Below are 24,630 nucleotides of genomic sequence, written 5' to 3' on the forward strand. Positions count from 1 at the left end.
GCGCCCGCAGTTTTCGGGCGCCTGAAACGGACTTTCCGCCATTTATGCGCCTATCGGGTATTGCTATGAAACAATCCCTGGACTCAGAAATGGCCTCGTCCGTTCTTGGGTCCCAGAAAACGCTAAAAATTCTCATCGCCGACGACAATCAGTCGGATCGCATGATCCTGCAGAATATCGTCAAAAAGCAGGGACATGATACGGCGACGGCGGTGGATGGCGTCGACGCCATCGAGAAATTCTCCGAGTTCCGGCCGGACATCGTCCTGCTGGACGCCTTGATGCCCCGCATGGACGGCTTTGAGGCGGCGCGGAAGATCAAGTTGCTGGCCGGCGAAGACTTGATTCCCATTATTTTTCTCACCTCACTCAGCGACGCGGAATCGCTCGCCAAATGCCTTGAGGCGGGCGGCGACGACTTTCTGTCAAAACCCTATAACCGCATTATCCTGCAAGCCAAGATCAACGCGTTCAACCGCATGCGGATCATGCATAAAACCCTGTTGCGGCAACGGGACCAGATCGCGGAACACAACGACCATATGGTGCGTGAGCAGCAGGTCGCCAAAACCGTGTTCGACAACGTGGCCCATGTGGGCTGCCTCGGCGCCAACAACATCAAGCATTTGCTTTCGCCTCTGGCGGTTTTTAACGGCGACGTGTTGTTAGCCTGTCAGAAACCGTCCGGCGGCATGCATGTGCTGTTGGGAGATTTCACTGGCCATGGCTTGCCTGCAGCGATCGGCGCCATGCCGTTGGCGGAGATTTTCTATGGCATGACCAGCAAAGGTTATGCGCTGGGAGATATCCTCCGGGAAGTGAATCAGAAGCTGCGTAAAATCCTGCCTGTGGGCTTTTTCTGCTGCGCCTGTATGGCGGAGCTGAACTTCGAGCAGGAAGAAATCGAGATCTGGATCGGCGGTTTGCCGGATTGTTATCTGGTGCAGGGCGATCAGTTGCTCAAGGTCGCCTCCAACCGATTGCCCCTTGGCATCCTCAAAGGCGAGGCCTTCGACGCGCGCACCTATCGCTTTGAAATGAAACATGGCGATCGGGTGTATTTGTGGTCGGACGGCATTGTCGAAGCAACCAATGCGAAGGGGGAGATGTTTGGCGAAAAACGTCTGCAGCAGGTTTTTGAGGATAATCTGCAGGAGCCGAACCTGTTTGAAAAAATCCGCCGCTCCGTGGTTGATTTCATGGGGGAGGGTGGTCCCAGCGACGATCTGACGCTGGTGGAGCTGACCATGATGCCGGAGAAGGAGCTGGGGATAGAGAACAACTATCTCACCAATACCGGCCTCAAAGGTCCGCAGCACTGGCGTATGGCGTACGAGCTGTGTAGCGACTCCCTGGCGGTGTTCGACCCGGTGCCGCTGCTGTTGCAGATCGTCATGGAAGTGCCCGGACTGCGCACGCGCAACGGCGAGATGTTCACCATTCTCAGCGAACTCTACACCAATGCTCTGGAGCATGGCGTGCTGGGCCTGCATTCCAAGCTCAAGGCCAGCCCGGACGGATTTGCGGAATACTATCGCCTGCGCGAGGAGCGTATTCGCCAGCTGGATGGTCATTTCGTGAAGGTGGACGTTCGTCATAAAGGCGCGGTCGCCGGAGGCGTATTGACGATTCGAGTGGAAGACAGTGGAAAAGGCTTTGATTATCAGAAACTCGACGGTAAATTACCGGGTCCGACCTGTTATAGTGGTCGTGGCACGGCCCTGCTGCTCTCCATGTGCAGCCGCGTGGAGTACTTCGGTCAGGGCAACATCGTTGAAGTGGATTATGAGTGGCAAGCTTGAATATGAGTTCGAACGATCTGTCTCACCTTGATATGGGCGCCCTGGCGGAACTGCGGGAAGTAATGGAAGACGACTTTCAGATATTGGTGGAGACCTTTATCGGTGATACGGTCGAACGTATGCGCGCCATTCGCGCGACGCTGGACGGCAATGACCCGGACGCATTCAGCCGCGGCTGTCACAGTATCAAAGGCAGCGCCACCAATCTGGGCTTGCCGGCGTTGTCCGAACTGTGCCGGCAAGGAGAGTTGATCGGCAAGTTCAAGCAAATGGAGAAAGCGCGGGAAGTGTTTGACTCCATTGAGCAGGAATTTGAAGTCGTGCAGTCCTTGTTACGGGAACAGGTGTAGCAGGCGCTGCATCGTCCCCGTCGGCGGTGTGGATCGGTTGTCGTCGTAAAAACTCCCGCCTATATTTTTCCTCCTCTCTGTCTTCTCTATAAAGCTTTGATTCCGCTCGGGCGTAACTTGGCCTGATCTGTGCATTTATCCCTCAAAACAATGGTTTTGCCGCTTTCGCGACAGCGATTGCCGCGTTGGCGTTGGTGAGACCCGTTGCATCCGCAGGTAAGTTGTAACTTGGATTTGAGGACAGTAAATGGACAGCTCAGTGGCATTTATTGATATACCCAAAGTCGCGCCGAAATCGACTCCGAGGCCGTCAGGCAATCAGAGGGATGAGGCTAACGCTATGAATGATAAGGAAGATCGCTTCTCTGAGGTGTTGGACCGGGAAGTCGCGGACAAGACGGACAAAGTGGATAAGAAAGACGTCAAAGCGGCAAAAGGCGATGAGAAAAAAGCGCCTGATGACGATAAGACATCGGAGGATGCAGTGGCTGTCGCCCAAGCAGCGCTGACGGATATAGATCAGACTGCGCCGCAGAGCGGAGTGAAATTGCCGTCAGGAGAACAAACCTCAGTGGAAGGCGATGAAGAGTCCATCAAGGCGATGGCCCTGGCTGAATTGACGGGGGATAAAGAGGAAGGGGCGGACCCTACCGGACAAAATGCGCTGACGCCTCTGGCGCGGGCGGTGCATGACGCCGTTGAGGGCGATGAAGAGAAGGTGGGCGAGAAAAAGGGCGGCGAACTGATCAAACTGACTCAGGCGCTTGCCGCAAACGGCAATGGCGGCGAACAGGAAGCTGGCGCCGATGGCGAGACGCTGGACGCCGCGCTGCTGAAGCTGGCGGAGTCACAGAGCGCGGCCAAGCCTAACGCCTTGCATGGAGTCGCCGCCAACATACGAGCGGAATTTAAAGTCGATGCGGCAGCGCCGCCCTATGTCACCACACTGCAGCAACCGGTGCAGGGAGATGACTGGGGCGAGGGCATGGCGCAGAAAGTGGTCTGGTTCGTGGGGCAGAAGATTCAATCCGCCAGCGTACACTTGAATCCGCCGGAGCTGGGTCCCATCGAAATGAAAATTCATGTGCAGAAAGATCAGGCTCATGTGCAGATTCAAAGCCCTCACGCCATCGTCCGCGACATGGCGGAAGGCGCGGCGCACCGGCTCCGAGAATTGCTGGCGGAGCAAGGCCTGCAGTTATCTCAGTTTGACGTCTCCAGTCAGCAGCAACAGGGGGGCGCCAGTGGTGGTCAGGAATCCGGCGGCGCCGATGGCGGACTGTTTGCCGGCGAGGGTGACGAAGACGGCGCAAGCGTGGCGGGAATCGAACAGGCGCTGGCCACGGATCGCATGGTGGATTATTACGTCTGATGGTTTTTCACTGAAAAATCAAAGGAATGAACTACACTTATCGACAAGGAGGCGGCGGCTTCCCCAGTGACCTGTTTATCTGTCGATGGTGGAAACTAAGTTATGGCGAAAGACAATAGTGGAGAAGGCGGCGAGGAGACCGGCAAATCAGGCGGCATGAGCAAGAAGCTGCTCATTATTATCGTACTGATTCTGGTGATCGCCATCGGGGCCAGTGTGGGAGTGACCATGATGCTGCTCAAGTCTTCTCCCGATGAGGGTGGTGGAGATACTCCTGCTGAGGGCGGCGAGCCTGCCGCGCCGGTGAAGGCGGAGGCTATCTATTACGACATGCGTCCGGCGCTGGTGGTTACTTTCGACTACAAAGGCAAACAACGCTTTCTGCAGGCGAGCATTAGTCTGCTGGCGCGCAATCAAGGGGTGCTGGACGGCGTGGAGCTGCACATGCCGGTGATTCGCAATCGCTTGATCAACCTTTACAGCGGCAAGGATTTCGAGGGCGTACAGACGGACCAGGGCCGCCAGGATCTGCTGGCGGAGTCGAAGGAAGTCATCAATACAGCCTTGAAGGAACAGGGCGTGAATGGAGAAATTGAGCAGGTGCTGTTCACCAATTTCGTGTTGCAGTAACCGCGGGCGCGGTGTATCGAATCGCCGCGCTGAAACGCTGTCAGACCTGCAGGCGGGACTTGTTATAGGCCCGTCTCAGGTGATAGAACTAGATGCATAACATTTCCTGTTAGACCCTGGGTCAAGGTGTAGGGCTGTGCAAGATTTATTATCTCAAGACGAAATTGATGCGCTCTTACATGGCGTGGACGATGGCGACGTCGACACCGAGGAGGATGTCGATGCGGCGGGGGTGCGCAGTTACGACCTGACCAGCCAGGACCGCATCGTCCGCGGTCGCATGCCGACGCTGGAGATGATCAACGAACGTTTCGCCCGCTATACCCGCATCAGTCTTTTCAACCTGCTTCGCCGCAATGCGGATGTGGCCTCCGGCGGCGTGCAGATCCTGAAGTTCGGAGAATATATTCATACGCTTTACGTGCCCACCAGTCTTAATCTGGTGAAGATTCGGCCCTTGCGGGGAACCGGCCTGTTTATTCTGGACGCCAAACTGGTGTTCAAACTGGTGGACAACTTTTTCGGCGGCGACGGCCGTCACGCCAAAATCGAAGGACGGGAATTCACGCCGACGGAAATCCGCATCGTACAGATGGTGCTGGAACAGGTGTTCCATGACATGAAGGAAGCCTGGAATGCGGTGATGAAGGTGGACTTCGAATACGTCAACTCAGAAGTTAATCCGGCCATGGCCAACATCGTCAGCCCCAGTGAAGTAGTGGTGGTGAGCACCTTCCACATTGAGCTGGACGGCGGCGGCGGAGACATGCACGTGGCCATGCCGTACTCCATGATCGAGCCCATTCGCGAGGTGCTCGACGCTGGCGTGCAGAGCGACGTCGACGATGTCGACGAACGCTGGATCAGCGCTTTACAGCAGGACATTCTGGAAGCCAGGGTGCCGCTTAACGCCGCCGTGGTCAGACAAAAGATTTCTTTGCGCTCTCTGTCGAGGCTGAAGCCTGGAGACGTGATTCCGGTCGATATGCCGGAAACCATTACGGTGACAGCGAACGGCGTGCCGATTTTCATCGCCAAGGTAGGGCAGTGCAACGGCAATCTGGCGCTCAAGATTGTAGATAAGATTAAGCGGTCGGCGGCGACGCCGACTAAGGAGGCGCAATGGCTGAAGACGACGACAATAAAGAAAACGATTTAGACGATACGAAGTCCGAAGACGAGGCGTTGGCGGACGAATGGGCTGCTGCGCTGGGTGAACAGGAAGCGACTGACGCTGACGGCGGTAGAGAGGATGAATGGGCCGCTGCTATGGCGGAGGCGGAGAGTGCGGAAGCCAAAGGGAAAGGCGCTGATGACGACATCCGCGCGGCTTCGTTTGAAACCTTTGACGAGACGCTTCCCACCAGCGCGCCGGGAGCGCCGGACCTGGACGTGATTCTGGATATACCGGTGACCATTTCCATGGAAGTCGGCAATACCCAGATCGCCATTCGCAACCTGCTGCAGCTCAACCAGGGCTCGGTTATCGAGCTGGACCGTCTGGCGGGGGAGCCATTGGATGTGTTGGTCAACGGCACGCTGATCGCCCATGGCGAGGTGGTGATGGTCAACGAAAAATTCGGCATTCGTCTGACGGACGTCATCAGTCCTTCCGAACGCATCAAGAAGCTGCGGGGGTAGGGTTGAAACGTTCTGGATTTAACTTAACTACGCTATGCGTCGCCATGACCACGAGCCTGTGGTTATGGGCGCCGGGACTGGCGCGGGCGGCGGAGGAAGCCGCCGCCAAGAAGCCGGTGGCCGGCGTGGAGGCGGGACAACTGCTGCAAGTCGGCGGCGCGCTGGTGCTGGTGCTGGCGCTGATTGGCGGAGCCGCCTGGATGATGCGCCGCTTTACCGGACTGGCGCCGCAGCAACAGCAACACCTGAAAATGCTGGCGGTGCTGCCCGTGGGAACCCGCGAGCGCATCGCGTTATTGCAGATCGGCGATCGTCAAATAATCGTCGGCATTACTCAACATCAAATCACTAACCTGCTCACATTGGACGAGCCGCTAGAACTGTCGCCACATAGCGGCGAGTTTGCACGGAAGTTGCAGAGCCTTTTGCGTCGTACTGAAAACGAAGCAAAAGGCGAAGCGAATGGCGCGCAATAGGGTCCTGCGGTTAACTTACCTGATCTTTTTTTTGATGCTTCCTGGAGTCGCCTGGTCGGCCCAGGACGCCATCCTGCCGGCGGTCAAACTGGTGACCAACCCGGACGGCACCCAGGAATATTCCGTCACCCTGCAAATTCTCGCGCTGATGACGGCGCTGACTTTCATACCGGCTTTCCTGATGATGATGACGTCTTTCACCCGCATCATCATTGTATTTTCCATCCTGCGTCAGGCGCTGGGTTTGCAGCAGGCGCCGTCCAATCAGATTCTGGTGGGCATCGCACTGTTCCTGACGTTCTTCATCATGGGGCCGACTTTTAAGCAGGCCAATGAAATGGCGCTGCAGCCTTATCTCGCCGAGAAACTGACGGCGCAGGAAGCGGTGGCCAAAGCCAGCGAACCCTTCCGCGAATTCATGCTGCACCAGACCCGCGAGAGCGATCTGGGCTTGTTTATTCGTCTTGCGGGGGATGAAAACAAATACGCCAACCCGGAAGAAGTGCCGTTCACGATTCTGATGCCGGCGTTCGTCACCAGTGAGCTGAAAACCGCATTTCAGATCGGCTTTCTGATTTTTATTCCCTTTCTGATTATCGACATGGTGGTGGCCAGCGTTTTGATGGCCATGGGGATGATGATGCTATCGCCGATCATTATTTCACTGCCGTTCAAAATCATGCTGTTCGTGCTGGTGGACGGGTGGGCCCTGATCATGGGCACCCTGGCCGCCAGTTTCGGGGTTTAGCCCGATCAAACGAGGAGAACGCTTATGACGCCTGAAGTGGTGCTGGATATTTTTCGTGAAGCCTTATGGTTGATTGTCACCCTGGTGACGCTGATCGTGGCGCCGAGTCTGGTGATCGGTCTGATCGTCAGTGTTTTCCAGGCGGCGACACAGATCAACGAGCAGACCCTGAGCTTCCTGCCACGACTGCTGGTGACCCTGATCGTGATCATCATCGCCGGTCCCTGGATGTTGACGCAGTTGATGGAGTACACCGAAATGCTCATTACCAGCATTCCTGACGTGATCGGATAAGGAGCCGGACGGTGTTCGAGTGGACGGATGAACAGATCGGCGCCTGGGTGGGCATGCACCTGTGGCCTTTGTTTCGCATCTCCAGCTTTATGATGACGACGCCGATTCTTGGAACTCAGATCGTACCTGCCCGCGTGCGGCTGACGCTGGCGCTGCTGATGACAATTCTGATCGTGCCTTCATTGCCGCCCGTCCCGGAAGTGGACCCACTGTCCGTCAGCTCGGTGGCGATTATTATTCAGCAAGTGCTGATCGGTCTGGCCATGGGCTTCGCCGTACTGTTGCTGTTCCAGTTGTTCGTGGTGACTGGGCAAATGGTGGCGATGAACATGGGGCTGGGCTTCGCCTCCATGGTGGACCCCACCAACGGCATTACTGTGACTGCGCTGAGCCAATTTTATCTGATGCTGGTGACTTTATTGTTTCTCGCTATGGGCGGCCATCTGGTGATGTTCGAGACAGTGGTGGAAAGCTTCCGTTTTCTGCCTATCTCGGCGCAGGAAGTGGATGCCTTGTCCTGGTGGTATCTGGCCTCGCGCATCAGCTGGATGTTCGCCAGCGCATTGATGATCGCCTTGCCGGCGGTGACGGCGCTGTTGATCGTGAATATTTCCTTTGGCGTCATGACCCGGGCGGCGCCGCAGATGAATATTTTCTCTATCGGTTTTCCGATGACCGTATTGTTCGGGCTGATCGTGTTCTGGATCAGTATCAGCGGCGTTTTGCCGCAGTTCACGGTGTTGAGCGAAAACACCTTTGATTTCATGCAGGTCATGCTGCAACCCGCTCCACCCTAAACCGGTGTGAAGAATAGGCGGTGTAGATAGTAAGCGGTGTAGATAGCAGGCGGTGTAGATAGCAGGTGGTGTAGATAGTAGACGCCATGGACGCGGCGACAGCTCTGTTCTGGATGCGTAAACCGAAGTTAAGACGAGTGTGACGGACGATGGCCGACAACGACACCAGTCAGGAAAAAACCGAAGAACCCACCCCCCGAAAGATCGAGAAGGCGCGGGAGGAGGGACAGATTCCCCGTTCCCGCGAACTCAACACGACGGCGGTGTTGCTGGCGGGAGCCGTGGGTCTTTTGGTGTTTGGAACGACCATCGCGAAGGCGCTGGAAGGCGTTTTTCGCGCCGGCTTTACCTTGACCCGGGAAGAGATCTTTGACGCCCACCAGCCGATGATTCATCTCGGCATGGCTGCGTTGGATATGGCTATCGCCCTGATCCCCTTTATGCTGGTGCTGCTGGTGGCGTCTCTGTTGGGGCCAATCGCCCTGGGCGGCTGGATGATGAGCGGCAAGGCGGCGGCGCCGAAATTCAGCCGCATCAATCCGCTGGAAGGCATAAAGCGGATGTTCTCGCTGAAGTCGCTGGTGGAATTGATCAAAGGCATCGCCAAGACGCTGGTGGTAGGCGGTGTGGCGCTCATTATTCTCAACCACTCCATTCCGGATCTGTTGGCGATGGGAGGGGAGGATACGATGGTGAGCATGGGTCATGCCTGCTCGCTGCTGGCGTGGAGCTTTCTGTTCCTGGCCAGCTCGATGATCCTGATCGCCTTGGTGGACGTGCCCTTTCAAATCTATGACCACCAAAAGAATCTGCGCATGACCATGCAGGAGATCAAGGACGAGTACAAGGATACGGAAGGCAAGCCGGAAGTGAAGCGCCGGGTGCGGGAAGTGCAATATGAAATGAGCCGTCGTCGCATGTTGCAGGATGTGCCCAAAGCGGATGTGGTCATCACCAACCCGACACACTACTCCGTGGCGCTGAAATACGACGCCAAGAAAATGGCGGCGCCCATTGTGCTGGCCAAAGGCGCAGACCACATGGCCATGAAAATCCGTGAAATCGCCAAGGCGCACAAGATTGAGCTGGTCTCGGCGCCGCCCTTGACCCGCTCCATCTACCACCACTCGGAAGTGGGGGACGAAATTCCTTCAGGTCTGTATCTCGCCGTGGCGCAGGTGCTGGCGTATGTCTTTCAGCTGCGTCGTTACCGCGGCGGCTACGGCAAGAAGCCCCAGGGCATGCCTGACTTCAAGATACCTTCCCATCTGCGCCGGGATCAGTGAGTTGAGTTATTAACGTGGCAATGATATTGGCATGTTAATCATCAGGCGCATGGACGCGCCTGCGCGGCGTTAAGCCGCGGGAGACAGGGCCTGACATGTGCAGGCCCTGTCGTTGCAGACAAATAGAAGGAAGCTATTTGTCTGCCTGATTAATAACCGCTGTCCGGCCTCGCTTTTCCATAGAGCGGCACAGTTCCTGCAGACACACTAGGGAAACGGTTTTTTCCGTCAACCTTTTGTCGTTTGGAGAGTTATGGAACGAGCTGCCGCGATCAACAACCTGAAGGCCCTGACCCACGGCAACCTGGGTATCCCGGTGCTTCTGATGGTGTTGTTGGGCATGATGACGTTGCCGGTGCCGCCGTTCCTGCTCGACGTCTTCTTTACCTTCAATATCGCCTTGTCCCTGGTCATTCTGCTGGTGTGCGTGTACGCCATGCGCCCCATGGAGTTCGCCATTTTCCCGACTGTATTGCTGGTGGCGACCTTACTGCGTCTGGCTTTGAACGTCGCATCCACCCGGGTGGTGCTACTGGAAGGTCATGAAGGGGGCGATGCGGCGGGTAAAGTTATCCAGTCTTTCGGCGAAGTGTTGATCGGCGGCAACTATGCAGTCGGTCTGGTGGTGTTCGCCATTCTGATGATTATCAACTTCGTGGTGGTCACCAAAGGCGCCGGGCGCGTCTCTGAAGTGAGCGCCCGCTTTACCTTGGACGCCATGCCGGGCAAGCAGATGGCGATTGACGCGGATCTGAACGCAGGCATTATCAACCAGGAAGAGGCCAAGTCGCGCAGGGCGGAAGTGGCTCAGGAAGCGGACTTCTACGGCTCTATGGACGGCGCGAGTAAGTTCGTTCGCGGCGACGCCGTCGCGGGTCTGCTGATTCTGGCCATCAACCTGATCGGCGGTCTCGCCATCGGCATCATGCAGCACGATCTGGAGTTCAACGACGCTGTCCAAAAATATGCGCTGCTGACGATCGGTGACGGTCTGGTGGCGCAGATTCCTTCACTGCTGCTCAGCACCGCAGCGGCCATCATGGTCACTCGCGTCAGCACTCAGCAGGATATGTCCAGTCAGGTCATCAACCAGTTGTTTGGCTCCCCTCGGGCGCTGGCCATTGTCGCCGTCGTTATGTTCATCATGGGCGTGATTCCAGGCATGCCGCACATGGCGTTTCTGGGGTTGGCGTCGGTGTTTGGCGCGGGAGCGTATTTCATGTGGAAACGCCAGCAACAGTCGGAAGTGGTGGACGAAGGCGTCACGCCTGGACCCAGGCGTCCAGGCGTGACGCAGCAACCCGGCGGCGGACCCGCACTGGCTCCCGGCGAGAGCGCGCCGGCGGTGCGTGGACCCGAGACCAAAGAGCTGGGCTGGGACGATGTGGCCAGCGTGGATATTGTCGGCCTGGAAGTAGGTTACCGGTTGATTCCGCTGGTGGACAAGTCACAAGGCGGACAGTTGCTGGCCCGCATCAAGGGCGTACGTAAGAAACTGTCCCAGGAACTGGGCTTTCTCATGCCTTCCGTGCATATCCGCGACAATCTGGATTTAATGCCGAACTTTTACCGCATCACCCTGATGGGGGTCACCATCGCGGAAGCGGAGATTCATCCGGACCGGGAAATGGCTATCAATCCCGGTCAGGTTTTCGGCAAGCTGGACGGCATTCAGACCAAAGACCCGGCCTTCGGTCTGGAGGCGGTGTGGATTGATCCTTCCCAGAAAGAACAGGCGCAGACGCTGGGATACACCGTGGTGGACTCCAGCACAGTGGTGGCGACGCATCTGAATCAGGTGCTCAGCCGTCACGCCTATGAGCTGATCGGCCATGAAGAAGTGCAACAGTGGCTGGAGCAACTGGGCAAGAAGGCGGCGAAGCTGGCGGAAGAGCTGGTTCCCAATACCGTCTCGCTCAGCACCCTGTTGAAGGTGCTGCAGAACCTGTTGCAGGAAGATGTGCCGGTGCGGGATATGCGCAGCATTGCGGAAGCCATCGTCAACTTTACGCCGAAGACTCAGGACGCCGGTATTTTGACGGCGGCGGTCAGGGCGTCGCTGCGTCGCCTGATCGTCCAGAACATAGTCGGGGCGGAGCCTGAGCTGCCTGTGATCACTCTGGACCCAGGGTTGGAACAATTACTGCTTAAATCTATGCAACAAGCGCAACAGGCCGGCGGCATGGACGACATCGGTCTGATTTTGGAACCGAGCATGATGGAAAAACTGCAACGCTCACTGGCGGAAGCCGCGCAGCGTCAGGAAATGCTCGGTAAAGCGGCGGTCTTGCTGGTGTCCAACAGCCTGCGCCCGGTTCTGGCGCGGTTCATCAGACTCAGTGTGGAGCGCATGCATGTCCTGGCTTATCAGGAAGTGCCGGACAACAAACAAATCACCATCGTGGCGACAATCAGTGGGTAATCCCGTGCGGGCTCGTGGAGCCGGGAGACTAACATTATGAAAGTGAAACGTTTTTTTGCAGCGTCAATGCAACAGGCTTTAAAGGATATCCGTGAAGATCTCGGCGCGGACGCCGTCATTCTGTCCACCAGTAAAACGGGGGATGGCGTGGAGGTGATCTGTGCGCTGGATTATAACGAGGACGATCAGCGCAGCAGCATGCCTGAGCAGGAAGGCCCACGCCCGACGCCCTCAGCAGTGGCCCGGGAGACGGCGGATCGCCATCGTCGCCTGGAAGATGAAATGTCGCGGGTGCGCGACCGGCTGGAAACGCTGAAAAGCAACGCCAGGCCCAAAGCGGAGCCGGCGCCGGCTTTTGCCGCTGCTGAACCGGCGGCGACGGCTTCCCGGCAAATCGGCGCCGGGGAACCGGAAACCTCACGTATGCTGGCGGAAATGCGCGAAGAGATCATGCAGCTTAAAAGCATCATGCGTCAGCCTGTGGTCGCCGCGCGTCCGGAAGAGAATCCCGGCCATCGCGAGCTGATCGAACGCATGCAGGAAATGGGCATCTTCCGTGAGCTGCAAAACGCGCTCACCGCGAAAGCGGACCCGCGCAAAGGCGCGCAGGAGCAATGGCGCAACCTGATGGCGCGGCTGGCGCATGGTTTAAAGGCGGAAAACGAAGAGCTGATTCATCAGCGTGGAGTCTGCGCGTTGCTGGGGCCGACCGGTTCCGGCAAAACTACCACTCTCGCCAAACTCGCGGCGCGTTTCGTGGTTCACTACGGCGCCGAAAAACTGGCGCTGATCACGACGGATCGTTTCCGGGTGGCCAGTCAGCAGCAATTGCAGTCCTTTGGGCGCTTGCTGAACGTGCCGGTGTACGTGGTGGATGAGGAGAACAGCCTGGACGATCTGCTTGACCGTCTCGCCAACAAACGTCTGGTGCTTGTGGACACCGCCGGATTGACGCCCCAGGACCCCAATTGGGAGCGTCAACAGAAAGACTTGAAAGTGACCCGTCACCGCATCAGAAATTATCTTGTGTTGTCGGCAGTTAACCAACCGCAGGTCATGAAATCCACCTATCATTACTATAAGATGTTGGGGCTTTCCGGCTGTATCATGACCAAACTGGATGAAGCGTTCAGTCTGGGTGAAGTGTTGAGCATGGCCATCCTGAACCGGCTTCCGGTCGCCTATGTCACCGACGGACAGAAAATACCCGATGACATTCATCCGGCGAAAGCGCATGTCCTGGTGGCGCGCGCGGACGCAATGTGGCGGCGGACCCGGCGGGAGACCGAACAAACTAATAACACCAGTCGCTTCGCTGCGGAACTGGTGGTCTAAACTATTGAGTGCGGGGTCAACGCCGCGCCGTCTAATAACAGGAGATATCTACCGGTATGAGTAAAGTACATCCGGTTCAAGTTATTGCAGTCACCGGAGGAAAGGGGGGTGTCGGCAAGAGCAATGTTTCCATAAATCTGTCCCTCGCGTTAGCGGACTTGGGACGTCGCGTCGTGCTGCTGGATGCGGACCTCGGACTGGCGAATATTGATGTGTTGCTCGGCGTCACCGCCTCGCGCAATATCGGGGATGTGCTGGCGGGGGATTGCACCCTGCGGGAAGTCATGATTGAAGGTCCGGGGGGAATAAAGATCGTCCCGGCGTCATCCGGCACCCAGCATCTTACTCATCTGTCTCCTCTTGAACATGCGGGCCTGATCAACGCTTTCAGCGATATCAGCGACGACCTGGACGTGCTGGTGATCGACACCGCGGCGGGCATCTCCGAACAAGTGCTTTCCTTCGTGCGCGCGGCGCAGGAAGCACTGGTGGTGGTGTGCGACGAGCCCACCTCCATTACTGACGCCTATGCCGTCATCAAACTGCTTAACAAGAACCACGACATGTACCGTTTTCGGGTGCTCGCCAACATGGTTCGCTCCGAGCAGGAAGGGCGGCATTTGTTCGGTAAATTATCCAAGGTAACCGAACGCTTTTTGGAAGTTGCGCTACAATATGTAGGAAGCATTCCATTCGACGAAGCCGTACGCAAATCGGTGCAACGGCAACGTCCTGTGTACGAAGCCTATCCGCGCGCCAAAGCGTCGTTGGCGTACCGCCAGCTGGCGCAAAAAGTGGACAACTGGCCGTTGCCGACGGCGCCGAGAGGCAATTTGGAATTCTTTGTGGAGCGTCTGGTGCACAGTTAGACACGCGCCGGACGGAATGCGAGGGCTCGCCCGGCGGCTATATCCCGGGCGCTTGCGATAAGGCGTGACGGTTGCGCCGGACATATCCTCAAACACCCATGAGAACGTTTTTGTTGAAATCATCCGGTTTATTGCAGGCCTTGCGCGCAAATTCATGTCACTGGCGAATACTTATATGATGTATAGCGAGACGCGGGCGGAGCGCGCCGACACTCTGGTCAGGCAATACGCGCCTCTGGTCAAGCGCATCGCGCATCACCTGATCGCCCGTCTGCCCGCCAGCGTGCAGGTGGAGGATCTGATTCAGGCGGGCATGATCGGATTGCTGGAAGCCGCGCAGAAATACGACGCCGGCAAAGGCGCCAAATTCGAAACCTACGCCGGCATCCGCATTCGCGGCGCCATGGTGGACGAAATTCGTAAAGGCGATTGGGTGCCGCGCTCCGTGCACCGCAACGCCCGCAATATCGCGGAAGCGATACACACTATTGAAGCACGCACCGGTCGAGACGCGTCGGATGCGGAAGTGGCGGCCGAGCTGGGCGTACCCCTGGAGCAATACCACGCCAGCCTGCGCGACGCCAGTTCGGGGAAGCTGTTCAGCCTGGATGAGCTGGGCATTCACGGGGAGGGCGGCTCTGACGATGAAACGTTAACCACCGATAATCCCCTCAGCGACATCGAACAAAACGCCTTTCTGGAAAAATTGAGCGCCGCGATAGACGGTTTGCCGGAACGGGAGAAGCTGGTGCTGTCTCTCTACTATGACGAAGAACTCAACCTCAAGGAAATCGGCCAGGTGCTCTCAGTCAGCGAGTCCCGGGTCAGTCAGATTCATTCCCAGGCGACCTTGCGACTGCGATCCCGTCTCTCAGACTGGAAAAACAGCTAAATCAAGCCATTGCCTGCGCAGGTTAATGTTTTTTCGAAATCAGCATCCTGCGGTCATGTTTTCTAAAACAACTTGTATCAAAAAACTGGATAGTACGGCGCGACCAGCTAGACTTACTCAGTAGAGTAATGAAATCAAAGGGTTTCCAGCGTCGCCATTGTGGAGGTTACATTGGACAAGAACATGAAAATCCTCGTTGTAGATGACTTTTCAACAATGAGGCGGATTATTAAAAACCTGCTCCGGGATTTGGGCTTCACCAATACCGATGAAGCGGATGACGGGTCCACCGCGCTGCCGATGTTAAAAACCGGGAAGTTTGATTTTCTGGTCACTGACTGGAATATGCCCGGAATGACGGGAATCGAATTACTCCAGGCAGTTCGCGCCGATGATAGTTTGAAAAACCTGCCGGTGCTCATGGTGACGGCGGAAGCCAAGCGGGATCAGATTGTCGCAGCGGCGCAGGCGGGTGTTAACGGGTATGTGGTGAAGCCGTTTACTGCGGCCGTGCTGAAGGAAAAGATAGAAAAAATCTTCGAGCGGATCGACTCATAATAAAACCGCAGGAATTACTATGACCAATGAACAGCAGCCACCATCCTCCTCCCAAGACGAAATTGAGACGCGCTTGAGCGAGCAGGCGGCGAGCTTGATGGAGCACGTTAGTAAGGGGGACTTTGGCGAAGCGTTGCGGGTAATTTCCGACCTTAATGACACTCGGGACCGTACGCTGTACCACGAAGTGGGCAAGTTAACCCGTTCGTTGCACGAAGCCATACGCAATTTCAATATCGACATGGGCAATGTGAAGATGAATCAGGAGGAGGAGCTGTCGAAAATCGCCGACGCCTCTGATCGCCTTTCCTATGTGGTCGATATGACCAACAAAGCCGCTAACAAAACCATGGATATGGTGGAAGCAAGTATGCCCGTGGCGATAGAGATGAAGCAGGAGGCCCATGAGCTGAAGGAAGCCTGGGGACGACTGCGCCGTCGGGAAATGGACCCCTCTGAGTTCCGTGAGCTGTATAAGCGCATCGATAAGTTTTTGGTGGATCTGGCCGCTAACAGCGACAGGGTGTACACCAATCTGTCGGAAATATTATTGGCTCAGGACTTTCAGGATCTCACGGGACAGGTCATCAACAAGGTTACCGGCCTGGTCAAGGAAGTAGAAGTGAATCTGGTCAAACTGGTCGCCATGGCGGGCAAGGTTGACCGCATAACAGGCATTCAGCATGAGATGAAAGCCGAAGAAGAGTCTATTACAAAAGGGCACGGCCCGCAGATCCAGACCGAAGGACGCTCAGATGTCGTCGCCAGCCAGGACGACGTGGACGACCTTCTTTCCAGCCTTGGTTTCTGAGGAGCACATGAATGGGGTTTGAAGCGGACGAAGAAATCCTGCAGGACTTTCTAGTCGAAGCGGGAGAAATTCTTGAACAGCTCTCAGAGCAGTTGGTGGAACTGGAGCAGAACCCGGACGACCGCGATCTGCTGAACGCCATTTTTCGTGGGTTTCATACCGTCAAAGGCGGCGCCGGTTTCCTTCAGTTAGACGCTTTGGTGGAATGCTGCCACGTGGCGGAAAACGTCTTCGACCTGTTGCGTAACGGTCAGCTCAGCGTCGACTCCGAATTGATGGATGTCGTGCTGCAGGCGCTGGACGCCGTCAACGAGATGTTTTCCCAGGTGAAGATGCGGGAGGAACTGACCCCCGCCGCGCCCGAACTCATGGCCGCCCTGGAGCGACTGGCCAGCGGCGAATCCGCCTCCGTGGCGGAAGAGGCTGACGAGCCAGAAGAAGCCGTTGAAGAGCACGAAGAAGACGCTGCTGAAGAAGTTGAAGAACCCGTTGCGTCGGCGGATGGCGATATCACTGACGACGAATTCGAGAATCTGCTCAACGCCCTGGATGAAGACGGCGGCGAGAAAGCGGAAGCGGCTGGCTCGAAAGACGAAGGTGATGAAATCACCGAAGACGAGTTTGAGAAACTGCTGGATCAACTGCATGGACCCGGCAAATTCGGTGGTCCCCAGGAAGGTAAACCCGCCAAGGCCGCTCCTGAATCCGCTCCGGTTCCACAAGATGAAGCGGCTGAAGCCGCGTCCGCCGGCGACAGCGATGAAATCACCGATGATGAATTTGAAGCCTTGCTGGATGAACTGCATGGCAAAGGCAAGTTTGACGGCGCCGTCTCTGACGGGGCTGAGCAGAAGTCAGCCCCTGCCGCGGAGAAGAAAGGCAAGCCGGCAGCGAAAGCAGCGCCCGAAAAGAAAGTAGAGAAAAAGGAGGAAGCCGCCGCCGGCGACTCCGAACTGATTACCGACGACGAATTCGAAAAACTGCTGGATGAGTTGCACGGCTCCGGCAAGGGGCCCAGTCCTACTGGCGACGCCAAGCCCGCCGCCGCAAAACCGGCGGAAAAAGCGGCTGTGAAAAAAGAGCCCGCCAAGAAGGAGCCGGTCAAGAAAGAACCGCCGAAAGTCGTCAAGCCCGCGCCAGCTCCAGCCCGCGCCGAGCCGGACGAAGAACGGCGTCAGCCCGCGGCGAGCGCCGCCGGAGGGAAAGACGCCCAGGCCAGCATCGCGACGGAAACCACAGTGCGGGTGGACACCAAGCGCCTCGACGACATCATGAACATGGTCGGCGAGCTGGTGCTGGTGCGTAACCGTCTCAAGCGTTTAGGCGAAGAGTTCGCCGACGAGAACATGAGTAAAGCCGTGTCCAATCTGGACGTGGTCACCAGCGACTTGCAGTCCGCCGTCATGCAGACGCGGATGCAGCCCATCAAAAAAGTATTTGGCCGTTTCCCCCGCGTGGTCAGGGATCTGGCGCGCAACCTGCGCAAAGAAGTCAATCTGGTATTGCGTGGGGAAGACACCGATCTGGATAAAAATCTGGTCGAAGCTTTGTCCGACCCACTGGTCCACTTGGTGCGTAACGCCGTGGACCACGGTATTGAGTCCCCCGAGGCGCGCGAGAAAAAAGGCAAGCCGCGGGTTGGACGCGTGGTGCTGGCGGCGGAGCAGGAAGGCGATCATATTCTGCTGTCCATCGAAGATGACGGCGCCGGTATGGACCCGGTGGTGTTGCGTCAGAAAGCAGTGGAAAAAGGTATTTACGATGTGGACGCCGCGGAGCGTCTCACCGATAACGAAGCGTATAACCTGATATTCGCGCCGGGATTCTCCACCAAAACGGAAATATCCGATGTGTCCGGTCGCGGCGTCGGGATGGATGTGGTTAAAACCAAGATCACCCAGTTGAACGGCACCATCCATATTGAATCCGAATTGGGGCGCGGGTCGCGCATTGTGATCAAAGTGCCCTTGACCCTCGCCATCATGCCGACCTTGATGGTGATGCTGGGAGATCAGGCGTTCGCTTTCCCATTGGTGAGCGTAGTGGAAATATTCCACCTTGACCTGACCCAGACCAATATCGTCGATGGGCAGGAATGTATCGTGGTGCGCGAGAATGTGTTCCCGCTGTTCCACATTAAACGCTGGCTGGTGAAGGGCGCGCAATTCGAGCCCACCGAAGAGAACGGTCATGTGGTGATTGTTTCCGTCGGCACCAAGCGCGTGGGCTTTGTGGTCGACCAGCTGGTCGGCCAGGAAGAGGTGGTCATCAAACCCTTGGGCAAAATGCTGCACGGCACGCCGGGAATGGCCGGCGCCACCATCACGGGAGACGGGCGCATTGCGCTGATACTGGACATTCCCAGCATGCTTGGACGCTACGCCAAGTCCAGCAAAGTATACGGTCGGCCGACGTTCAGGAAGAGTCAGTTGGTGACGGACTCTGATGAAACGGAGCCCGCGGCTTCCGCAGGCTAAGCGCCTGCCATAAGGCGCAGCGGCGGAGTGATTTCCAAAAACGGGAGACCGATGAATGGCCTTAAAGGTCCTGGTAGTAGATGATTCGGGATTTTTCAGACGTCGCCTTTGCGAGATCCTGAACTCCATAAGCGATGTCGATGTCGTCGGCACGGCCAGCAATGGTCGCGAAGGCGTGGAGATGGCGCTTAAACTGAAACCCGACGTCATCACCATGGACTACGAGATGCCGGTCATGGACGGCATTACCGCGGTCAAGGAAATCATGCGGGCTCAGCCCACGCCGGTTTTGATGTTTTCCTCTCTCACCTACGAAGGCGCCCGAGTGACCTTTGACGCCCTGGAAGCAGGCGCGGTGGATTTCCTGCCGAAGAGCTTCGAGGCGATGTCCGGCGACGCCTCCAAGATTAAACGTTTGCTGCATGACCGCATTAAAGAAGTTTCGCGGGCGAAATATCGTATGTCTGGAGCGTCCGCGCCGGCGCCCGCCGCCGCTCCGGAACCCGCCAGGCCAGTCGCCCCGACTCCCGCGCGCGAACCGCCCAAACCCGCTGCGCCGACGCCGCGCGCCGCTGAACCACGCGCCAAAGCGCCGCCAGCCAAACCGGAAACAAAACCGGAAGTGAAGGCGATGAAAACCCGACGCACCCCGCGTCAGGACTATAAAGTGGTGCTGATCGGCACTTCCACCGGCGGTCCGGTGGCGCTACAAAAAATTCTCACCCGGCTACCAGGCGCGTTCCCAGCGCCGCTGGTGCTGGTGCAGCATATGCCGGCTTCTTTTACGCCAGCGTTTGCTGAACGTCTGAATCGTCTGTCGCAACTGTCCGTCAAACAGGCGGAGAACGGCGAGATCCTCAAGCCCGGATGGGCTTATATCGCCCCTGGCGGCAAACAGACTTTGATCGAACGCGTCGGCGCCCAGGCGCGGGTCAAAATTCTCGACGGCGACGAGCGCTTGCACTACAAACCCTGCGTGGACGTGACTTTCGGCTCCTGCGCCAAGATGTTTCCCGGCAAAGTACTGGGCGTCATCTTGACCGGTATGGGCGCGGACGGCCGCGAAGGCTGCCGCATGCTGAAAGAAAGCGGTTCCGTGGTCTGGTCTCAGGATGAAGCGACCAGTGTGATTTATGGTATGCCGATGGCGGTGGCCACCGCCGGTCTGTCGGATGAAGTCTTAGCCCTGGATGAATTTGCGCCGCGGTTGATTGACGGTGTCGGATAATGGATTTACTCAGCATCGTGGGCGTCCTGATCGCCCTGGTGGCGATCATCGGCGGCAACCTGATCGAAGGCGGCGATGTTTCCTCCCTGATGAATCTGCCGGCGGCGCTGATTGTCATTGGCGGCACGTTCGGCGCCATAGTGCTGCAACATTCCGGCAAGGTATTGAAGCGTTCCTTTAAGCAGTTTCTCTGGGTCTTTTTTCCTCCCTATCTAAGCTTTGAAGACGACATTCAGAAGGTCATTTCCTGGAGTATGGTCGCGCGTAAGGAAGGGCTGCTGGGGCTGGAATCCGTGGCGGAAAAAGAACGCGACCCATTTTCCCGCAAAGGGCTGCAACTGCTGGTGGACGGCGCTGAACCGGAATCCATCCGCAGCATCATGGAGCTGGAGCTTAACAGCCGCGAGCAGCGTGATCTGGACGCCAGCAAAGTGTGGGAAGCCATGGGCGGTTATGCGCCTACGTTGGGTATTCTGGGCGCCGTGCTTGGATTGATCCAGGTGATGCGTCATTTGGAGGACCCTTCCATGCTGGGACCTGGCATCGCCACCGCGTTTGTCGCCACTATCTACGGGGTCGCGCTGGCCAACCTTTTTTATTTTCCTATCGCTAATAAATTGAAAGGCATCGTGCACGAGCAATCGCTGCTGCGGGAAATGATGATCGAGGGTATCGTCGCCATCGCCGAAGGAGAGAATCCCAAAGCAATAGAATTGAAGTTGAAAGGGTTTCTGTCATGACGCCCGTTGTTAACCCTCCATGTCGATAAGCGGGAGCCGCCTGCCATGAGAAAGCGCCGCCGCAACCGGGAAGAGTCCCATAACCACGAACGCTGGCTGGTGTCCTATGCGGATTTCATCACGCTTCTATTTGCGTTTTTTGTGGTGATGTATTCGGTTTCCTCTGTGAACGAAGGCAAATACAAAGTCCTGTCTGAAACGTTGGAAGGGGTGTTCAACGCCACTCAGCGCAGCATTAATCCTATTCAGGTCGGACAGCAGACGGCGGCGCCTCCGCAAAGTGATTCGCCCGCGATACAACCTTTCAACAGCCCGGAAAACCAGCCCGGCGAGACGACGGAAGAGCAGGCCGGGGAGCGCTTGCGGGAAATCGCCAATCGATTCAACTACCGGTTAAAAGGGTTGATTGGGCAAGGCATGGTGTCGATCAACGAGAACGACAACTGGATCGAGCTGTCCCTGCGCAACAATCTGCTGTTCAACAGTGGCGACGCCGTGCCGGTGGACGCTGCGTTCAATCTGATCGACGGCATCGCCGGCATCCTCAAAGACTACCCCAACGCCATTCTGGTGGAGGGCTTCACGGACAACGTGCCCATTCGCAGTTCGATTTATCCTTCCAACTGGGAGCTTTCCTCTGCGCGTTCTGCGGCGGTGGCGCGCTTGTTGATTATCGGCGGCGTTGACCCAAAGCGTCTGGCGGCGGTGGGATACGGCGAATATCAGCCGGTCGCCCGTAACGATACTTCCGAGGGGCGGCAAAGAAACCGTCGGGTAGTATTGCTGGTGGCCAAAGACGCCAAAGTCCGTCTCACCATGCGGCGCTGACCGGCTCAGGGCGGACGCGCAGTTTGCCCGCCAGTTGACCATTTATCCCGCTGAATCAGGCCGCGAGAGCCAGGCATTGGCACATATCGTGCAGCCTTTCCATGGCGTAACAGGGAGAGACGGATTGCGGCGCTGGCTTGCCGATGCTGTGCATAAGGATTGTCATTAATGGCCGTCACTGTGAGCTTCTATACTGTCATTAGGAGTTCTGTTGCGGCATGACGAAGGCGCGCCGCAGAGACACTGTGACGCGCTGTCGTCACTCATCTGAACATCAACGCGGGGAGTATCTACCGTGCGAATCTGGACCGTCGCGAATCAAAAAGGAGGCGTGGGTAAAACCACCACCGCCGTCGCCCTCGGCGGGATTCTGGCGCAACAAGGCAAGCGGGTGCTGTTGCTGGACCTTGATCCGCACGGCTCGCTGACGTCTTATTTCAAATATGACCCGGACAGTATTCGCGGCAGCGTTTACGACTTATTCATGCATGAGGGCAAAGTGCCGGTGGATTTGCCACGCACGCTGATCCGCGACACCAGTCATCCCAATCTTAAGCTGCTGCCGGCGTCTACGGCGCAAGCCACGCTGGAGCGGAAAATGGTGGGCGTGGAAGGTATGGGATTAATCATCTCCAAGGCGCTGGCGCACTTGTGGGACGACTTTGATTACGCCTTTCTGGATAACACGCCGGTGCTTGGCGTATTGCTCATTAATGCGCTGGCGGCCTGCCAGCATATTCTGATTCCGGTGCAGACGGAATTTCTGGCGCTGAAGGGGCTGGAGCGCATGCTGCACACCCTGGGCATGGTGATGAAGAGTCAGAAGAATCCGCTTTCCTATACCGTCATTCCCACGATGTTCGATCGTCGCACGCAGGCGTCGGTGCAGACCTTCCGCACCCTGCGGCATCAGTATGGCGATGTGGTCTGGCGCTATGCGATCCCCGTGGACACCAAATTCCGTGACGCCAGCCGGGCGGGGGTGATTCCTTCCATGTACGACGCCGCCACCCATGGCGTGCGCGGCTATGAAAAACTGTTGCACGACCTGTTGGAAGCCAACGTGGGATTTAATCCGCCGACTCAGGCCCAGGCGGGCGGTGCGGTGTAACGTAAAGGCGGCGGAGGTCGCCGCAGGCATTAAAGGATATTTGTTGAGTAATGGCAGATAAGCAGTTCGCCGATCCTGATAACTATGATAAGGCAGTCCTCGATTACATTGACGATCTGCTGCGCGCCCCTGCGCCGGAGCTAAAGCCTGCGCCAGAGACCGCCGGTGAGCCTTCTGACGCTGACTCGTCGGCGCAACAGGCGAAGTCTGTCGCTACGCCAGCGTCTCCGGCGGAAACTGAGAGCACTGAGGCCTCAAACCAGACCCATGGGCGTGGACAAACCTCGTCCACCGCGAATGACCCAGAGCAGACTCTGTCTCAACCCATAAAACCGCAAGCAACGAAGCCGCCACCGGAGACGCCTGACAACGAGCGCGCTATAGCAGCGCCGCGTCATAAAGCGGTTGCGCCAGGGAAGGAGGTGGACATGAACACGGCGGAGAAAGACAGCGCGCCGACGCATTCCGCAGCGGAGGCGTTATTGGAACAGGGGCGCATGACCCTCGCGCGCCAGCGTATGCTCGCCCGTCAGGCGGAGCAGGCGCGTCTGGCGTTGCAGGAACCGCCCAGGCTGGTGATGCCGATGCCCAAGGTGGCTCCGCCGCCAGCGCCGACGGAGACGGAGAAAAAGCCGTCGGTGGCGGAACGAAGCGCGGCGTTACGGGAAAAGTTAAAGCAATGGCGTGTTTCGGAACAGAAAGAAGAAGAGCCTGAGCCGCAGTCGCTGGCGCGTCAAAAAGTTGAAGCAAGGCGTCAAGAACGTGACGCGCCGACGGTGGTGGAGCCGGAAGCAGCGCAGCAGGAGGAGGTTGACGTTGAGGCGGGATCCGGCGGCGCGCCGGATGGTTGGGCCGCTAACGGCAGGCCGGTGTGGGCGCAGGAGCGTTTTGAGTGTCTTCTGTTTAACGTGGCGGGTCTGAAACTGGCGGTGCCGCTGATTTCTCTTGGCGGCGTGCATGCAATGGATCATGAAACCACGCCGCTGTTCGGCATGCCCTCCTGGTTCGTCGGGCTGATACCTGTAGCGGGCATGAATGTGAGAGTCGTGGATACGGCGCAATGGGTCATGCCTGACCGCTACAAGTCGCAATACCGGGAAAATATCCGTTATGTCATTCGCTTGCATGACTCTGAGTGGGGGCTCGGCTGCGACTTTATCGCGGAAGCGTTTACTCTGGACCCGGATCAGGTGCGCTGGCGCAGCGAGCGCTCCAAGCGTCCGTGGCTGGCCGGCACGGTCGTGACGCATATGTGCGCGCTGCTGGATGTGGATGGACTGGAGCGGCAGTTGAATCAGTCATCCGCCAAAGCCGGTAAAAAAGGCTGACGCGGAAACGGCGTCGGACCGGGAGAGGTTGGCAAAATCGGCTGGCATAGATCCTGCGTTGTTCTATATTAATTAAGTACAAACGCTAGAAATTTGACGCTCAGCGTCGGGAGAAAGAGGTTAAACGCTATGGCATCCTATTCAGGGCAGGGCCAAAGTTCAGAAGATCCGATTCTGCAATACGTGACCTTCAAGTTGGATCATGAGACTTACGGCATCAATGTTATGCAGATCCAGGAGGTGTTGCGCTATACGGAAATCGCCCCGGTGCCTGGCGCGCCGGACTACGTTCTCGGCATCATCAATCTGCGCGGCAATGTCGTCACGGTCATCGACACCCGCAAGCGGTTTGGCTTGTCGGAAGCGGAGGTTAGCGACCACACCCGGATTGTGGTGATTGAAGTGGATAATCAAGTCGTGGGCATTCTGGTGGATTCTGTGGCGGAAGTGGTTTATCTGCGGCAGTCGGAAATGGAAACCGCTCCAAATGTCGGCAACGAGGAAAGCGCCAAGTTCATTCAAGGCGTATGCAATAAGAATGGAGAACTGATTATTCTGGTTGAATTCGAAAAAATGATGTCAGAAGAAGAGTGGTCCGAGGTGGCGTCCTTGTGATCAGTCTCACCCAATAAGCT

General features: G+C 57.1%; 24 protein-coding genes. All 24 read left to right on the plus strand.

Annotated features, from left to right (window positions below; translation table 11 throughout):
• Positions 1-65: 65 nt before the first annotated feature.
• The 24 genes from EUZ85_RS09660 to EUZ85_RS09775 all read left to right on the plus strand — a co-directional run bounded on the left by EUZ85_RS09660 (position 66) and on the right by EUZ85_RS09775 (position 24,610).
• Complete coding sequence (locus EUZ85_RS09660; RefSeq protein ID WP_127969098.1) at positions 66-1,802, plus strand: SpoIIE family protein phosphatase; 1,737 nt, start codon at positions 66-68, stop codon at positions 1,800-1,802.
• 2 nt (positions 1,803-1,804) lie between these two features.
• A complete protein-coding gene (locus EUZ85_RS09665) occupies positions 1,805-2,152 on the plus strand; it encodes an Hpt domain-containing protein (protein ID WP_127969099.1) in 348 nt (115 codons plus the stop codon).
• Between the two features lie 340 nt (positions 2,153-2,492).
• On the plus strand, positions 2,493-3,524 hold the full coding sequence (locus EUZ85_RS09670) for a flagellar hook-length control protein FliK (protein ID WP_164887213.1): 1,032 nt from the start codon (positions 2,493-2,495) through the stop codon (positions 3,522-3,524).
• A gap of 102 nt (positions 3,525-3,626) precedes the next feature.
• Positions 3,627-4,154: a flagellar basal body-associated protein FliL gene (gene fliL / locus EUZ85_RS09675; RefSeq protein ID WP_206618035.1), complete on the plus strand. Its 528-nt coding sequence runs from the start codon at positions 3,627-3,629 to the stop codon at positions 4,152-4,154.
• 136 nt (positions 4,155-4,290) lie between these two features.
• The gene (gene fliM, locus EUZ85_RS09680; protein WP_127969101.1) at positions 4,291-5,313 is read left to right on the plus strand and encodes a flagellar motor switch protein FliM; all 1,023 of its coding nucleotides are present in this window, start codon (positions 4,291-4,293) and stop codon (positions 5,311-5,313) included.
• Positions 5,277-5,795: a flagellar motor switch protein FliN gene (gene fliN / locus EUZ85_RS09685; protein WP_129498732.1), complete on the plus strand. Its 519-nt coding sequence runs from the start codon at positions 5,277-5,279 to the stop codon at positions 5,793-5,795. The genes fliM and fliN overlap by 37 nt, the downstream gene beginning before the upstream one ends.
• Positions 5,796-5,839: 44 nt before the next feature.
• Positions 5,840-6,271: a flagellar biosynthetic protein FliO gene (gene fliO, locus EUZ85_RS09690; protein ID WP_148212649.1), complete on the plus strand. Its 432-nt coding sequence runs from the start codon at positions 5,840-5,842 to the stop codon at positions 6,269-6,271.
• Complete coding sequence (gene fliP / locus EUZ85_RS09695) at positions 6,258-7,019, plus strand: flagellar type III secretion system pore protein FliP (RefSeq protein WP_127969104.1); 762 nt, start codon at positions 6,258-6,260, stop codon at positions 7,017-7,019. The genes fliO and fliP overlap by 14 nt, the downstream gene beginning before the upstream one ends.
• A gap of 24 nt (positions 7,020-7,043) precedes the next feature.
• Positions 7,044-7,313 carry a flagellar biosynthesis protein FliQ gene (fliQ, locus tag EUZ85_RS09700; protein WP_127969105.1) on the plus strand — a complete coding sequence of 90 codons (270 nt, stop codon included), beginning with the start codon at positions 7,044-7,046 and terminating at the stop codon, positions 7,311-7,313.
• A gap of 11 nt (positions 7,314-7,324) precedes the next feature.
• Complete coding sequence (fliR, locus tag EUZ85_RS09705; RefSeq protein ID WP_127969106.1) at positions 7,325-8,110, plus strand: flagellar biosynthetic protein FliR; 786 nt, start codon at positions 7,325-7,327, stop codon at positions 8,108-8,110.
• Between the two features lie 149 nt (positions 8,111-8,259).
• Positions 8,260-9,396: a flagellar biosynthesis protein FlhB gene (flhB, locus tag EUZ85_RS09710; protein WP_127969107.1), complete on the plus strand. Its 1,137-nt coding sequence runs from the start codon at positions 8,260-8,262 to the stop codon at positions 9,394-9,396.
• A 253-nt stretch (positions 9,397-9,649) separates the two neighbouring features.
• Complete coding sequence (flhA, locus tag EUZ85_RS09715; protein WP_127969108.1) at positions 9,650-11,818, plus strand: flagellar biosynthesis protein FlhA; 2,169 nt, start codon at positions 9,650-9,652, stop codon at positions 11,816-11,818.
• 36 nt (positions 11,819-11,854) lie between these two features.
• Positions 11,855-13,153 (plus strand): flagellar biosynthesis protein FlhF, encoded by a 1,299-nt coding sequence (flhF, locus tag EUZ85_RS09720; RefSeq protein ID WP_127969109.1) that lies wholly within the window; start codon positions 11,855-11,857, stop codon positions 13,151-13,153.
• A 56-nt stretch (positions 13,154-13,209) separates the two neighbouring features.
• A complete protein-coding gene (locus tag EUZ85_RS09725) occupies positions 13,210-14,022 on the plus strand; it encodes a MinD/ParA family protein (protein WP_127969110.1) in 813 nt (270 codons plus the stop codon).
• 154 nt (positions 14,023-14,176) lie between these two features.
• Positions 14,177-14,914, plus strand: a complete 738-nt coding sequence (locus EUZ85_RS09730) for an RNA polymerase sigma factor FliA (RefSeq protein WP_127969111.1) — start codon at positions 14,177-14,179, stop codon at positions 14,912-14,914.
• Positions 14,915-15,085: 171 nt separating this feature from the next.
• Positions 15,086-15,472 (plus strand): chemotaxis response regulator CheY, encoded by a 387-nt coding sequence (gene cheY / locus EUZ85_RS09735; RefSeq protein WP_127969112.1) that lies wholly within the window; start codon positions 15,086-15,088, stop codon positions 15,470-15,472.
• A 19-nt stretch (positions 15,473-15,491) separates the two neighbouring features.
• Positions 15,492-16,283, plus strand: coding sequence for a protein phosphatase CheZ (locus tag EUZ85_RS09740; protein ID WP_127969113.1), 792 nt, complete (start codon positions 15,492-15,494; stop codon positions 16,281-16,283).
• Positions 16,284-16,294: 11 nt separating this feature from the next.
• Complete coding sequence (locus EUZ85_RS09745; RefSeq protein WP_127969114.1) at positions 16,295-18,760, plus strand: chemotaxis protein CheA; 2,466 nt, start codon at positions 16,295-16,297, stop codon at positions 18,758-18,760.
• Between the two features lie 55 nt (positions 18,761-18,815).
• Positions 18,816-19,988, plus strand: coding sequence for a chemotaxis response regulator protein-glutamate methylesterase (locus EUZ85_RS09750; protein WP_127969115.1), 1,173 nt, complete (start codon positions 18,816-18,818; stop codon positions 19,986-19,988).
• Positions 19,988-20,728, plus strand: coding sequence for a flagellar motor protein (locus EUZ85_RS09755; RefSeq protein WP_127969116.1), 741 nt, complete (start codon positions 19,988-19,990; stop codon positions 20,726-20,728). Before EUZ85_RS09750 ends, EUZ85_RS09755 begins: the two co-directional genes overlap by 1 nt.
• A 45-nt stretch (positions 20,729-20,773) precedes the next feature.
• Complete coding sequence (gene motD, locus EUZ85_RS09760; protein ID WP_127969117.1) at positions 20,774-21,556, plus strand: flagellar motor protein MotD; 783 nt, start codon at positions 20,774-20,776, stop codon at positions 21,554-21,556.
• Positions 21,557-21,851: 295 nt separating this feature from the next.
• Positions 21,852-22,667 carry a ParA family protein gene (locus EUZ85_RS09765; protein ID WP_127969118.1) on the plus strand — a complete coding sequence of 272 codons (816 nt, stop codon included), beginning with the start codon at positions 21,852-21,854 and terminating at the stop codon, positions 22,665-22,667.
• A gap of 50 nt (positions 22,668-22,717) precedes the next feature.
• The gene (locus EUZ85_RS31350) at positions 22,718-23,995 is read left to right on the plus strand and encodes a chemotaxis protein CheW (protein WP_206618038.1); all 1,278 of its coding nucleotides are present in this window, start codon (positions 22,718-22,720) and stop codon (positions 23,993-23,995) included.
• Between the two features lie 129 nt (positions 23,996-24,124).
• Positions 24,125-24,610, plus strand: a complete 486-nt coding sequence (locus EUZ85_RS09775; RefSeq protein WP_011398905.1) for a chemotaxis protein CheW — start codon at positions 24,125-24,127, stop codon at positions 24,608-24,610.
• Positions 24,611-24,630: the final 20 nt, after the last annotated feature.

The organism is Hahella sp. KA22, assembly GCF_004135205.1.
Lineage (GTDB): Bacteria > Pseudomonadota > Gammaproteobacteria > Pseudomonadales > Oleiphilaceae > Hahella.